This window comes from Pseudomonas sp. P1_A1, assembly GCF_056406935.1.
Genome location: NZ_JBFTZE010000002.1, coordinates 136,189 through 149,776 on the forward strand (window position 1 = coordinate 136,189; position 13,588 = coordinate 149,776).

At 60.5% G+C, this 13,588-nt stretch carries 11 protein-coding genes; 9 read left to right on the forward strand and 2 right to left on the reverse strand.

Annotated elements, in window-relative coordinates:
* Positions 1 to 167 precede the first annotated feature (167 nt).
* The 8 genes from AC1D2Q_RS03545 to AC1D2Q_RS03580 all read left to right on the forward strand — a co-directional run bounded on the left by AC1D2Q_RS03545 (position 168) and on the right by AC1D2Q_RS03580 (position 10,841).
* A complete protein-coding gene (locus AC1D2Q_RS03545) occupies positions 168 to 947 on the forward strand; it encodes a DeoR/GlpR family DNA-binding transcription regulator (protein ID WP_477812459.1) in 780 nt (259 codons plus the stop codon).
* Position 948: 1 nt separating this feature from the next.
* Entirely contained in the window at positions 949 to 2,781 is a 1,833-nt protein-coding gene (gene glmS / locus AC1D2Q_RS03550) for a glutamine--fructose-6-phosphate transaminase (isomerizing) (protein ID WP_477812269.1), read from the forward strand.
* A gap of 82 nt (positions 2,782 to 2,863) precedes the next feature.
* A complete protein-coding gene (locus AC1D2Q_RS03555; protein WP_477812270.1) occupies positions 2,864 to 3,766 on the forward strand; it encodes a LysR family transcriptional regulator in 903 nt (300 codons plus the stop codon).
* Between the two features lie 131 nt (positions 3,767 to 3,897).
* Positions 3,898 to 4,524: a glutathione S-transferase family protein gene (locus tag AC1D2Q_RS03560; RefSeq protein WP_477812271.1), complete on the forward strand. Its 627-nt coding sequence runs from the start codon at positions 3,898 to 3,900 to the stop codon at positions 4,522 to 4,524.
* 63 nt (positions 4,525 to 4,587) lie between these two features.
* Positions 4,588 to 6,618 (forward strand): 2Fe-2S iron-sulfur cluster-binding protein, encoded by a 2,031-nt coding sequence (locus AC1D2Q_RS03565; protein ID WP_477812272.1) that lies wholly within the window; start codon positions 4,588 to 4,590, stop codon positions 6,616 to 6,618.
* Between the two features lie 403 nt (positions 6,619 to 7,021).
* Positions 7,022 to 7,399, forward strand: coding sequence for a DUF6124 family protein (locus AC1D2Q_RS03570; protein ID WP_477812273.1), 378 nt, complete (start codon positions 7,022 to 7,024; stop codon positions 7,397 to 7,399).
* A gap of 129 nt (positions 7,400 to 7,528) precedes the next feature.
* A complete protein-coding gene (locus AC1D2Q_RS03575; RefSeq protein ID WP_477812274.1) occupies positions 7,529 to 8,722 on the forward strand; it encodes a DUF3142 domain-containing protein in 1,194 nt (397 codons plus the stop codon).
* The gene (locus AC1D2Q_RS03580) at positions 8,709 to 10,841 is read left to right on the forward strand and encodes a hypothetical protein (protein WP_477812275.1); all 2,133 of its coding nucleotides are present in this window, start codon (positions 8,709 to 8,711) and stop codon (positions 10,839 to 10,841) included. Before AC1D2Q_RS03575 ends, AC1D2Q_RS03580 begins: the two co-directional genes overlap by 14 nt.
* A 3-nt stretch (positions 10,842 to 10,844) precedes the next feature.
* On the opposite strand, the gene AC1D2Q_RS03585 is transcribed toward AC1D2Q_RS03580, so the two are convergent.
* Entirely contained in the window at positions 10,845 to 11,474 is a 630-nt protein-coding gene (locus AC1D2Q_RS03585; RefSeq protein ID WP_477812276.1) for a LysE family translocator, read from the reverse strand.
* 144 nt (positions 11,475 to 11,618) lie between these two features.
* Between AC1D2Q_RS03585 and AC1D2Q_RS03590 the strand changes: the two genes are divergently transcribed.
* A complete protein-coding gene (locus tag AC1D2Q_RS03590) occupies positions 11,619 to 12,092 on the forward strand; it encodes an Lrp/AsnC family transcriptional regulator (protein WP_477812277.1) in 474 nt (157 codons plus the stop codon).
* An 84-nt stretch (positions 12,093 to 12,176) separates the two neighbouring features.
* Here the strand turns inward: AC1D2Q_RS03590 and lpdA are convergent, their stop codons facing one another.
* Entirely contained in the window at positions 12,177 to 13,577 is a 1,401-nt protein-coding gene (gene lpdA / locus AC1D2Q_RS03595; RefSeq protein ID WP_477812278.1) for a dihydrolipoyl dehydrogenase, read from the reverse strand.
* Between the last annotated feature and the right edge of the window lie 11 nt (positions 13,578 to 13,588).

Genomic DNA, 13,588 nt, shown 5'->3' on the forward strand with positions numbered 1-13,588 from the left:
AGCCTTCGGCAGCACCTACAGGGAATTCGTGTTCACTCTGTAGGCGCTGCCGGAGGCTGCGATCTTTTTTTGAGTTATCCACACATCTTTTTTCTGATGCTGGCTTGACGAAGTTTCGCTGATAGGTTTTGATTGTTTACGTTATCTTTCGAATCGAAACTTACCAAATCATGTCAAAGCGCAACACGCCCCAACGCCGCCACAATATCCTCGCCTTGCTCAATGAGCAGGGCGAAGTCAGTGTGGACGAGCTGGCCAAACGCTTCGAAACTTCGGAAGTTACGATCCGCAAGGATCTGGCCGCGCTTGAAAGCAACGGTCTGTTGCTGCGTCGTTATGGCGGCGCGGTCACCATGCCGCAGGAGCTGGTCGCCGACATCGGCCAACCGGTTTCGAAATACAAGCAGGCCATTGCCCGCGCCGCCGTCACGCGGATTCGCGAGCATGCGCGCATCATCATCGACAGCGGCAGTACCACCGCCGCGATGATCCCGGAACTCGGCCAGCAACCGGGCCTGGTGGTGATGACCAACTCCCTGCATGTCGCCAACGCGTTGACTGAACTCGAGCACGAACCGGTGCTGTTGATGACCGGTGGTACTTGGGATCCGCATTCCGAATCCTTCCAGGGTCAGGTGGCAGAGCAGGTACTACGCTCATATGACTTCGATCAGTTATTTATTGGCGCCGATGGCATCGATCTGGTGCGCGGGACCACTACCTTCAATGAGTTGCTGGGACTGAGCCGTGTCATGGCCGAGGTCGCCCGTGAGGTGATCGTGATGGTCGAGGCCGACAAGATCGGCCGCAAGATTCCCAATCTGGAGCTGCCTTGGAGCAGCGTCCATACCCTTATTAGCGATGATCGCCTGCCGCTTGAGGCCCGCGATCAGATTCAGGCCCGCGGCATCAATGTGATTTGCGCCGCTGTCAGTCAGGAGAAATAGCATGTGTGGAATTGTCGGTGCAGTCGCAGAACGGAACATTACCGCCATCCTGCTCGAAGGCCTCAAGCGTCTGGAATACCGTGGTTATGACAGCGCCGGCGTGGCGGTGTACACCAACGATGAAAAACTCTTGCGCCTGCGTCGGCCGGGCAAGGTCAGCGAACTGGAACAGGCGCTGATCGAAGAGCCTCTGGTCGGTCGTCTGGGCATTGCCCACACCCGCTGGGCGACCCACGGTGCGCCGTGCGAACGCAACGCTCACCCGCATTTTTCGGGCGATCTGGCGGTGGTGCATAACGGCATCATCGAGAACCACGAAGCCCTGCGCGAGCAACTCAAGGCCCTGGGCCACGTGTTCACCTCGGACACGGACACTGAAGTCATCGCGCATTTGCTCAACGAAAAACTCAAAGAGCAGCCCGACCTGACCGCGGCCCTGAAAGCGACCGTCAAAGAACTGCACGGCGCATACGGTCTGGCAGTGATCAGCGCTCGGCAACCAGATCGCTTGGTAGCAGCCCGCAGCGGCAGCCCATTGGTGATCGGTCTGGGCCTGGGTGAAAACTTTCTTGCCTCCGACCAGTTGGCCCTGCGCCAGGTCACTGACCGCTTCATGTACCTGGAAGAAGGCGATATCGCCGAAATTCGCCGCGACAGCGTGCAGATCTGGGACATCAACGGTGCGCTCGTCGAGCGTGAAAGCGTTCAGTACCGTGACGGTGCCGAAGCCGCTGACAAAGGCGAGTTCCGGCATTACATGCTCAAGGAAATTCACGAGCAACCGGCCGTGGTGCAACGCACGCTTGAAGGTCGCCTGAGTCAGAATCAGGTGCTGGTCCAGGCGTTTGGTTCACAAGCTGCCGAGCTGTTCGCCAAGGTGCGTAATGTACAGATCGTTGCCTGCGGCACCAGTTATCACGCCGGTATGGTTGCCCGTTACTGGCTCGAAGAACTGGCCGGCATCCCGTGCCAGGTCGAAGTCGCCAGCGAATTCCGCTATCGCAAAGTAGTGGTGCAGCCCGATACCCTGTTCGTGAGCATCTCCCAGTCAGGTGAAACCGCCGACACATTGGCCGCGCTGCGCAACGCCAAGGAACTGGGCTTCCTTTCCAGCCTGGCAATCTGCAACGTCGGCATCAGCTCCCTGGTGCGTGAATCGGACCTGACGCTGCTGACCCAGGCCGGTCGCGAAATCGGCGTGGCCTCGACCAAAGCCTTCACCACTCAATTGGTGGGCCTGCTGTTGCTGACCCTGGCCCTGGGTCAGGTTCGCGGCACATTGGCCGCAGGCGTCGAAGCCACACTGGTCGAAGAACTGCGTCGCCTGCCGACCCGTCTGGGCGAAGCCCTGGCCATGGACAGCACCGTGGAAAAAATCGCCGAGCTGTTCGCCGAGAAGAACCACACCCTGTTCCTCGGTCGCGGTGCGCAATTCCCGGTGGCGATGGAAGGGGCGCTCAAGCTCAAGGAAATCTCCTACATCCACGCCGAAGCCTACCCGGCGGGCGAGCTGAAACATGGCCCGCTGGCGCTTGTGGATAACGACATGCCAGTGGTCACCGTGGCACCGAACAACGAGTTGTTGGAGAAGTTGAAGTCCAACCTCCAGGAAGTCCGCGCCCGCGGCGGTGAACTGATCGTCTTCGCCGACGAGCAGGCCGGCATGACCAACGGTGAAGGCACTCATGTTGTGCACATGCCGCACATCCACGACATCCTGTCGCCGATCCTCTACACCATTCCGTTGCAGTTGTTGTCGTACTACGTGGCGGTGTTGAAAGGTACTGACGTTGATCAGCCGCGCAACCTGGCGAAGTCGGTGACGGTGGAATAAGTTATCCACAGGTGATCGAAACAATAAAAATCGCAGCCTACTACGGTTGCGATTTTTTTTACCTGAATGAAGGACATACCCGATGGACCGATTCCAGGAAATGCAGGTCTTCGCCGCTGTCGCCCAGGACCAAGGTTTCTCGGCGGCGGCGCGGCGTTTGGGGATGTCAGCAGCCAGCGTCACTCGGGCAGTGGCGGCGCTTGAGCAGCGCATCGGCACTCAGTTGCTGACGCRCACCACCCGCAGCGTGCATTTGAGCGAGGCGGGTCAGCGTTATCTGGAGGACTGTCGGAGAATTCTCGCCGAGGTGCAGGAAGCCGAGGATTCAGCCGCCGGGAGCCATGCCCAACCCCGTGGGCAACTGACGATCACGGCGCCGGTATTGTTCGGCGATTTGTTCGTCACGCCGCTCATGGTCGGTTACCTGACTCAATTTCCTGAAGTCAGCATCAACGCTGTACTGGTCGATCGGGTGGTGAGCATGGTCGAGGAGGGCATCGATGTGGCCGTGCGTATCGGTGAGTTGCCTGACAGCAATCAGCATGCAATTCGAGTGGGCGAAGTGCGGCGAGTGATCTGCGCTTCCCCGGGTTTTCTGACTGACCATGGCCGGCCTCGGCATCCTGCGGATTTGAGCCGCGCCCCGATCATCGCCACCTCGTCCATCGGGCAGCCCAGGAGCTGGCCGTTCCTTGAGGCGGGAGAGCCGATCAGTGTTCGTCCGGAGCCACGTCTGGTGGTCTCTGCCAATCAAGCGGCGATCACTGCCGCCGCCATGGGCCTGGGATTGACCCGAGTCCTGTCGTATCAAGTGGCGAGCAAGATCGCCGCCGGTGAGCTGGAAATCGTCCTGGCTGACTTCGAACTGCCGCCATTGCCCATTCATGTGGTCTACCAGGGGGGGCGCAAGGCCCCGGCGCGGATTCGCAGTTTTGTCGACTTTGCGGTGAAGGGGCTGCGCGAACACCCGGCCCTGCACGGCTGAAGGTTTATTGCGCTGGCTGAAATAATGGATTGCGTTTGCTGGTTATTCTGTTGCTTTGGTTGCAGATGGAAGATAGCCCTCCATCGGCGCCGATCTTTCCTGAGCGGTGCCACCACCCAGCGGAGTCGACCATGCAAGCCATCAAACTCTACAACTTCCCACGTTCCGGCCATGCTCACCGTGTAAAGCTGATGCTGTCGTTGTTGCAACTGCCGACCGAGCTGATCTTCGTCGATCTGGCCAAGGGCGCACACAAACAAGCGGATTTTCTTGTGCTCAACCCGTTTGGTCAGGTCCCGGTGATTGATGATCAAGGCATGGTGCTGGCCGACTCCAACGCGATTCTGGTCTACCTTGCGCAGAAATATGGCAACGGTCGCTGGCTGCCAACCGATCCGGTCGGTGCAGCCAAGGTTCAGCGCTGGTTGTCGGTCGCCGCCGGGCCGATTGCCTTTGGCCCCGGCAGGGCAAGGCTGATCACTGTATTCGGTGCGCCTTACAACGCTGAAGAGGTGATCGCCTATTCTCACACCTGGCTCAAAGTGATCGATCAGGAACTGGGCGCGACGGCCTATCTGGCCGGTAGCGAGCCGACCATCGCCGACATCGCCGCCTACAGCTACATCGCCCATGCTCCGGAAGGCAATGTGTCGCTGGACGACTACGCCAACATCCGGGCCTGGCTGGCGCGCGTTGAAGCCTTGCCAGGGTTTGTCGGCATGCCGCGCACCATCGCCGGTTTGCAAAAAACTGCCTGATGCTCACGGCCCTATTCAGTCGGGCCGTTCTTATTGCGCGATGAGCGCAGGGGAGAAGCCGTTATGGAACGTTCACCTTGGCACGCCGGCGAGAAAAAATTGCAGGCCCATGTGGGTGTCGTCGAGCGAATGGAGGCATTGGGTCGTAGGGTGATTCGCGGCGAGATGCCGGACCAGCACCGCACGTTCTATCAGCAACTGCCGTTCATGCTGTACGGCGCGGTGGATGCCGACGGCAACCCTTGGGCGAGCATTCTTGAAGGGGCGCCGGGCTTTGCCCATTCTCCAGAACCCACGCTGTTGCAGTTCGGCAGCCTGCCTGGAAACGACGACCCTGCGCAACTGCAAGACGGGGCGGCGATCGGTCTGCTCGGTATCGAGCTGCACACCCGGCGTCGCAATCGTCTCAATGGTCGAGTCGGCGCTGTAACGGCGAGCGGCTTCGAGGTGACGGTGGAGCAATCCTTCGGCAATTGCCCGCAATACATTCAATTGCGCCAGTTTCGCTCGGTGCCATTGGCGGATCCGGAGACCCGTATCGCGCAGCATCTCAATGGGCTGGATGACGCGGCCAAAGCCATGATTGCCAGCGCCGATACCTTCTTTGTCGCCAGCTATGTGGACGTCGATGGCCAACGCTCGGTGGACGTTTCTCATCGGGGCGGCCAGGCCGGTTTCGTCCAGATAGAAGGCAATCGCCTGACCATCCCGGACTTCGCCGGCAACCTGTTCTTCAATACCTTGGGCAACCTGCTGATCAACCCTCGGGCCGGTTTGCTGTTCATCGATTTCGATTCGGGCGATTTGCTGCACCTCAGCGGTCGCACGCAAGTCATCCTGGAAGGCCCGCAGATCGAAGCCTTTCAAGGGGCCGAGCGGCTGTGGACATTCGAGGTGGAGCACGCGGTGCGTCGGCCCGCGGCACTGGCCTTGCGCTGGCGCTTTGACGGCGTGTCGCCCACCAGTCTGCTGACCGGCACCTGGGCGCAGGCGAATGCACGCCTGCAAGCCCAGGCGCTGGGGAATCGCTGGCGGCCGCTGCGAGTGACGCGCATCGAGCGGGAGAGCCACAACATCCGTTCGATCTATCTGGAGCCTGCCGATGGCGCCGGATTGCCGGTGTTTCAAGCTGGGCAACATTTGCCCTTGCGGTTCAACATCGCAGGCGATGTGCACATCCGCACGTACAGCTTGTCGAGCGCGCCATCCGATGACTTTTTCCGCATCAGCGTGAAGCGTGAAGGCCTGGTGTCCTCGCACCTGCATGAGCAGATTCGTGTCGGCGATGTGCTTGAAGCCCGCTCGCCTCAAGGGCATTTCACCGTGGCGCCGAATGAGCGTCGGCCGCTGGTGCTATTGGCTGCCGGCGTGGGGATCACGCCGCTGCTGTCGATGCTGCGGGAAGTGGTTTATCAAGGCCTGCGCACGCGGCGCATCCGTCCTGTGTGGTTCTTCCAGAGCTCGCGGACCTTGGCCGATCAACCGTTTCGCCCTGAGCTGGATCGCCTGCTCGACGGCCTCGGTGATGAGGTGCGGGTGCTGCGTTTGCTTAGTCAGCCGGAGGCCGATGCCCGTGAGGGTGAAGATTACGACCTGACAGGGCGCATCGACGCCGACTTGCTCAAGACCACTCTTGAGGTGGAGGACTACGACCAAGTGGATTTTGTCCTGTGCGGTCCGGGAAGTTTTACCCAGGGGCTGTACGACAGCCTGCGGGATCTGGATGTCCCTGATTCAAGGATTCATGCCGAAACCTTTGGCCCGTCGACGCTGCGTCGCAAGCCGGACCCGGACGCGGTGGTCATCGAGCAATTGCCGGCCGCTACCGTTTCGGTGCCCGTCGTGTTCCAGCGCTCTGCCAAAGAAGCGCGTTGGCAGCCGGACGGCGGCAGTTTGCTGGAGTTGGCGGAGAGCCGTGGCTTGCGCCCGGAATTCAGTTGCCGCGGCGGTTCCTGCGGGACCTGCAAAACCCGGTTGATCAGCGGAGAGGTGAATTATCCACAGCCTCCGGCGGAGGTTCCCGATGCGGGTGAGGTGCTGATTTGTTGTGCGGTGCCGGCGCAGGGTTCAGAACCTTTGGTGCTCGACCTTTAGAAAAAGATCGCAGCCTTCGGCAGCTCCTACAAGGTGTAAACAAATCCTGCGTAGGAGCTGCCGAAGGCTGCGATCTTTTGATCTTCAGGCAGTCCTACAGACGATGATTTTGGGGGGGATGTTTCCGACAAGTTTTGACGGTTGTCGGTCGGAAATGGGGTGGATAGGCTTTGGGGGTCGCTGGCAATTCAGCGATCGGGCCTGGAAAACCCGAAGTATAGGATCACAGCAGGTGACATAATGCGGCGCTTTTTCAGCTCTGCAGTTATGGCGGCTGTGCGTGGGAGACCTTCGGGTCTGCCGGGTTTGATCCTTTACCGGTTTTTCCAGTCCGCGTACAGCTGCCACCCCTTTCGTCTGGAAAACGAAAAATGGCAGCTCCATCTCTTTAAGGATCTTTGCCATGTTTAAGCCGACACCAAATCCGCCCGAAGCGGACAGCACTTCCCCTTACGAATCCCCCAATTCAAAAAAGCTCAACGAAGCCGCCGAGCGCGCGCTCGATCACTACCTCAACCCCTCGGCCCTCAAAGCACCGGTCGCCCGCAAGCCGAGCACGATGTTTATGGTTGCGCCGGATATCAAAGACGAAGACCTGTTGGCCCATACCTGTGAATCGTTGGCCCAGGCCAGTGTGATGGCGAGTGATTTTGCGGGGTATCTGGAAGGGCCGCATCGGCATACGGCGATGGCGATTCAACAGATCGTCATGCTGGCGGAACTGGCGGTGAACCGGATGCTGGATAACGTCGCCATACCAAAACCTGCGCCACACAGCTGATTTGATGTGGGAGCGGTAGTGGCGAAAAATCAGGTGATCATTGCCCGCAAGCTGATAGCTGAGTAGGGTAACGAGCAGAGTGACAAAGGGCCTTGGGAGGCCCTTTTTGCATTTCAGGGATTGGTGTTCATGGTCTTTTTCACACGCTTGATCGTTTTGCTGGCAGCGGTGTTGCTCAACGGTTGCGAGCAATCGGACAAGCCGCCGCTCGATCAGCAACTCTATGTCTGGCAACGGCAATGGACGCCGGCCCATGACGCCGCGCTGCGCGACAGCGGCAGCGATTTCTCGACCTTGCGCGTGCTGGCTTTGCAGGCATTTCCACAGTCTGGCTGGAGCCGGGCGCGGATCGATCCGGCGCTGCTCAAGCGTGATGGCCGACCGCTGATTGCGGTGGTTCGTCTGGATGGCCAGCTCAACGGGCTGGACCGGGACGAGGTCACGGCGCAGATCCAGCAGGTGCTCAGCGATTGGCAAGGGCAGGGGCTGACCCTCTCCGGCTTGGAAATCGACCATGATGCGGGCAACGCCCGGCTACCGGCCTACCGCGAATTCCTCACCCATTTGCGTGGCGTTCTGCCGGCGTCCTTGCCACTGAGCATCACCGCGTTGCCGGCCTGGCTCGACAGTTCTGAATTGCCGGCGTTGCTGGCAACGGTCGACAGCAGCGTGTTGCAGGTGCACGCGGTGAGCGATCCACGGCGTGGGCTGTTCGACCCGGATCAGACACGGCAGTGGGCCAGGGCCTGGAGTCGCAATACATCGAAACCGTTTTATCTGGCGCTGCCGGCTTATGGCGTGGCGCTGTTGCCGGGGGCTGAGGGCGCGCCGGTCGTGGAAAGCGAAGTGCCCATCGAGCGAGGCGGCGAACGTCGGGAGTTGCTGGCAGACCCGCAGCAACTGAGTAAGCTCGGCGCCGAGTTGCGCGCCGATCCACCGGCCCATCTGGCCGGGCTGATCTGGTTTCGCCTGCCCCTGGCCAATGATCGCAGGGCCTGGAGCCTGACGACGCTGGGCGCTGTGGCGCGCGGCGATACGCTCGACAGTCATGTGGGGCTGAAACTCTCGGCGCAGGACGGCCTCTACGACATCAGCCTCAGCAACCAAGGCAACCTCGACAGTGCCTGGCCCGAACGCCTGACGCTGGCGGTGCAGGGCTGTGAAGGCGCCGATGCGCTGGCCGGTTATGCGTTGCAACAGCGCCCGGATCTGCTTACCTTCACCCGCCTGCGTGACGGTCGAATTCCGGCCGGCGGGCAGCGCGTCATCGGTTGGGCACGCTGCGCACACATTGATCAAGGAGGTTCGAATGTTTACCCGTAACTGGCCCCGCCATGTGCTTTGCCTGAGCCTCAGCCTGCCATTGGGTTCGGCGCTGGCCTGCGGGCCGGACTTCCCCATGCGCCTGCTGGACAACCGTGGCCAGTCGCTGGCGGAACTGCCGGAAGGCAACTTCAACCTTGAGATAAACCGCCTGGGGCATGCCATCGCGGGACTGAAAAATGTCACCGTTGCCACCAACATTCCGGGGGACGGTTACGGCGATGCGCCTGATTACACCCATCAGCGCGATACCGCTGAACAGGCCGGTCTGACGCCTGAGCAGCAAGCGCTGGTGAAACAACTGCGCAGCCTGACCGATGCCCGTCAGGTTGAAGAGCAAGGCGCGAATCTGCCGCCAGAGCACAGGCTCTATCTGGCTGGCGCCGTGGCGTTCAACGCCGGTGACCATGGCCTGGCCGCCGACTACTTCCAGAAAGTGCTGGCGCTGCCGGCGGAACAACGCCCGTTGCGTAGCACCTGGGCGGCGTACTCGTTGGGCCGGTCGCTGTTTGCCATGAGTTCAGAAACAGGCGCGACCCCTGACCTGATGGCTCAGTCCCGCAAGGCCTTCGAGCAGACCCGTCAACTGAGCATCGACGGCTTCAGCGACCCGTTGGAACTGGGTGTCGCCAGCCTCGGTGAAGAAGCGCGAGTGGCCCGCACTGCGGGTGACTGGGACAACGCCATCCAACTCTACGCCACGCAGAACCTTCACGGTTCGGCGGTGGGCTACACCTCGCTGAAGCTGTTGATGGCGGATCTGGCGGCGATGCCCGACGATCAACTGGCCGGGTTGCTCAAGGGCAAAGCGGTGCAGCAACTGGTGACGGCGTCGTTGATCAGTCGACTGGGCTGGTCATTCGGTGATCAACCGCCGAACGAACAGAAACTGATCAAACTGCTGCAAAGCAGCATCCGTGGCAGTCTGGATAATGCCGATCGCCTGGCGGCGATGAATTATCAACAGGGCGATTACGCCAGCGCCAAAGCCTTCCTCGAACAGGCTGGTGACGGTGGCCTTGCGTGGTGGTTGCGGGCGAAGCTGGCGGTGCGTGATGGCGACAAAAACGCCGCCGCAGCGGCCTATGCCAAAGCCGCCCAGGCCTTCCCGCAGAACGAATCCTGGGGCGAGCGGCGGACACCCGACTGGGATTACGAAACGCTCCAGCCCAAGTGCCGGGTCGAGGGTGAAAGCGCGATTCTGGCCCTGCAACGCGGGGATTACCTGCAGGCCTTCGATCAGCTCTATCGCAGCCAGGGTATCTACTGGTTCGACGCGGCCACCGTGGCCGAGCGGGTGCTGACCCTCGATGAACTCAAGCAGTACGTCGACACCCAGGTGCCGGCACCGCCACCGCTCAGCCAGCAGGATCGCGACAATTATGTGCCGTTGCCGGTGGCCGCGAGCCTGCGCAATCTGCTCGGGCGGCGTTTATTGCGTGAAGAGCGTTACGATGAGGCTCCGGCTTACTTCGACAACGTCGATTTGCAGAACAAGGCCAAGGCGTATGGGCAATTGCGTCAGGAGGCGGACGCTGCCTGGTGGCCGACCAAGCGTGCTGCTGCTCTATTTAACGCAGGTTGGCTGACGCGCGAGTGGGGGATAGAAATTCTCGGCTACGAAATGGCGCCGGATTACGCCACGTTCGGCGGTAATTACAGCCTTGAGAGCAGCGAGCTCAAGGTGGGTCCATTAGTGACTGAAGATGAAGTCCAGCGTCAGCAGGCCAACGCTGCACAGCCCGATCAGCGTTACCACTATCGTTATGTCGCCACGGCGTTGGCCAGCCGCGCTGCTGATAATTTGCCCCATACCAGTCAGGCTTTTGCGGCCGTTCTGTGTGCGGCGGCGGGGTGGAACACCAGCCTTGAAGAAGAAAGCGCCTTCTATCAACGCTATGTGAAGGAAGGGCCGTACGTGGATTGGGCGGTGAACTTCGGTCACCAATGCCCTTATCCGGATTTCCAGAACGCAGACAAACGTTACGTTACCCAGGTGCTGAGCCCGGTCCGCTCGGCATTGCGACCGTATAAAAAGTGGCTGCAAATGGGCAGCGTGGTGGTGTTTACCGCGATTGCGCTGGTGTTGATCAACCGACGCCAGCGCAATGCGCGATAGTCATCAAGCTTGTTGAACAAAGGTCAGCCGCACAGCAAAACCAATCAACAGGCTGCCAAACAACCACTGCTGTACCCGCTGGGCCGATGGACTGCGTTGCAGCCAACGGCCCAACGCAGCGCCGACCAGCGCGTAGGCGCTGTCGAACAGCAAGCCGACGCCGACCAGCATCATGCCCAGGGTCGCAAATTGCGCGAGCACCGGTCCGGCTTGAGGGTTGATGAACTGCGGCAGCAGCACTGAGCAAAACAGCAGCGCCTTGGGGTTGAGCAGGTTTGTCAGCAAACCGCGCTGGATCGCCTCCGGCCACCGTGGTTTATCGGTCGTTGCGTCTGCACCGTTCAAGCTCGGCAGCATCGTGGTGCGCAGGCACTGAATGCCGATCCATAACAGATACGCGGCGCCGGTCAGGCGCACCACGTCGAAGGTCCAGGGGGCAGTCCTGAACAGCGTCGCCAAACCCAACGCTGCCAATGCCACATGACAACCACGCGCCACGCCCAGCCCCAACGCCGTGGCCAGCGCCGCGCCTTTGCCCTGACGAGCGCCGGTCTGCAACAGCAGAATCATGTCCGGGCCCGGCAACAGGTACACCACTGTCAATGCCATGAAAAACAGCCAGAGTTCTGTCATGTTGCCCCCATTCGTTGTCGATTTGGTGGGTTCAGTCTACGGCCGAGGGGCAGGGCAGGTGGTTGCGTAGTCAGCTTCTAAAGCTTCGATATTTGGCATAACCTGCCAGTTTGTGATGATCGAACCATCAGGATCTGCCAAATCATGAAACTGGACGCCTACGACCGCAAAATCCTCACGGCGCTGCAACGGGACGGACGCCTGAGCAACGTGCAATTGGCCGACGAGATCGGCTTGTCGGCTTCACCCTGTTTGCGCCGGGTCCGGATGCTGGAAGAGTCCGGTGTGATTCGTGGCTATCAGGCCAACCTCGATCGAGATGAAGTGGGCCTTGGGCTGACGGTGTTTGTCGGGGTCAAGGTCGAACGGCATAACGATGAACAAGCCGAAGCGTTTCGCCTGGCCGTGACGGCATTGCCTGAGGTGATTTCGGCGTTTCTGGTGTCCGGGGAATCGGATTTTCTGCTGCAAGTGGTGGTACCGGACTTGCGCGCCTATGACCGTTTCCTCACCGGGCGATTGCTGAAATTGCCGGGCGTGAGCGATATCCGCAGCAACTTTGCAATTCACACGGTGAAGACGCCGGGTGCGTTGCCATTGGGGCATTTGCCTGACTGAAAAAGCGAAAAGATCGCAGCGCCCACAGGCGCGTAGGAGCTGCCGAAGGCTGCGATCTTTTGATCTTCTGATTTTCTGACTTCTCTAAATCTGCGTCGCCATCCCTTCCACATTCATCGCCGCCTGGCGCAAGGCCTCGGAGCGGGTCGGGTGTGGATGGCAGGTCAGGGCGATGTCTTCGGCCGAGGCGCTGAACTCCATGGCCACGCAATATTCGCCAATCATTTCGCTGACGCTCGGGCCCACAAGATGCACGCCGAGAACTTCATCGGTGCGCTCATCGGCCAGTACCTTGGCGAAGCCTTCGGTTTCATGGTTGATCTTCGCCCGGCTGTTGGCGGTGAAGGGGAATTTGCCGACCTTGTAGGCGCGACCTTCGGCCTTCAGCTGTTCTTCGGTCTTGCCGACGCTGGCCAGCTCCGGTTTGGTGTAGATCACGTTGGGGATCAGGTCGTAATTGACCTCGCCAGCCTTGCCGACGATCTGCTCGATGCAGGCCATGGCTTCGTCTTCAGCCTTGTGGGCGAGCATAGGCCCTGAAGTGACGTCACCGATCACCCAGACCCCCGCGGCTTCGGTGCGGTGGCCCTTGTTGGCGAGCATGCCGCGTTTGTCGGTGGTGAGGCCGACGTTTTCCAGCCCCAGGCCCTGGGTGTAAGGACGACGACCGATAGCCACCAGCACGTAGTCGGCTTCCAGCAGCTCGGCGGTGCCACCTGTGGCCGGTTCGACACTGAGTTGAACACCGCTCGCCGAGGAGATGGCGCTGGTGACTTTCGAGCTCAACTTGAAGCGGATGCCTTGCTTGCTCAATGAGCGCTGAAGGGTTTTACCGGCTTCAGCATCCACACCCGGGCAGATTCGGTCGAGAAATTCGACGACCGTCACCTGAGCACCCAGGCGCCGCCATACCGAACCCAGTTCCAGGCCGATCACTCCAGCACCAATCACCACCAGGTGCTTCGGTACTTCAGCCAGCGACAGCGCGCCCGTGGAGTCGAGGATGCGTTGGTTGTCGATGTCCACGCCTGGCAGGGGAGTGGGTTCGGAACCGGTGGCGATGATGATGTCTTTGGCGCTCAGCTGGATCTTGCCACCCTGGCTGTCTGTCACCGTGACCTTGCCCGGACCGTCGATATGGCCCCACCCTTTGATCCAGTCGACCTTGTTTTTGCGAAACAGAAACTCGATGCCCTTGGTCAACCCTGTGACGCTTTCATCCTTCTGTTTCATCATCTGAGTCAGGTTGAGCACAGGTTTGACCTCGATCCCGAGGTTGGCGAATTCCGCCCCCATGGCCGCGTCGTAGAGCTCGGAGGCATGCAGCAATGCCTTGGACGGCATGCAACCGACGTTCAGGCAGGTCCCGCCGAGGGTGGCGCGGCCTTCCACGCATGCCGCTTTCAAGCCCAACTGCCCGGCGCGGATCGCTGCGTTATAACCGCCGGGGCCGGCGCCCAGAATCACGACGTCATAGGTGCTCATGGTGCAACTCC

Bases quoted from the DNA above. Each gene is read 5' to 3' on its own strand.
- glmS (WP_477812269.1), top strand. From the start codon at position 949: ATGTGTGGAATTGTCGGTGCAGTCGCAGAACGGAACATTACCGCCATC.
- AC1D2Q_RS03560 (WP_477812271.1), top strand. From the start codon at position 3,898: ATGCAAGCCATCAAACTCTACAACTTCCCACGTTCCGGCCATGCTCAC.
- AC1D2Q_RS03565 (WP_477812272.1), top strand. From the start codon at position 4,588: ATGGAACGTTCACCTTGGCACGCCGGCGAGAAAAAATTGCAGGCCCAT.
- AC1D2Q_RS03570 (WP_477812273.1), top strand. From the start codon at position 7,022: ATGTTTAAGCCGACACCAAATCCGCCCGAAGCGGACAGCACTTCCCCT.
- AC1D2Q_RS03575 (WP_477812274.1), top strand. From the start codon at position 7,529: ATGGTCTTTTTCACACGCTTGATCGTTTTGCTGGCAGCGGTGTTGCTC.
- AC1D2Q_RS03580 (WP_477812275.1), top strand. From the start codon at position 8,709: ATGTTTACCCGTAACTGGCCCCGCCATGTGCTTTGCCTGAGCCTCAGC.
- AC1D2Q_RS03585 (WP_477812276.1), bottom strand. From the start codon at position 11,474: ATGACAGAACTCTGGCTGTTTTTCATGGCATTGACAGTGGTGTACCTG.
- AC1D2Q_RS03590 (WP_477812277.1), top strand. From the start codon at position 11,619: ATGAAACTGGACGCCTACGACCGCAAAATCCTCACGGCGCTGCAACGG.
- lpdA (WP_477812278.1), bottom strand. From the start codon at position 13,577: ATGAGCACCTATGACGTCGTGATTCTGGGCGCCGGCCCCGGCGGTTAT.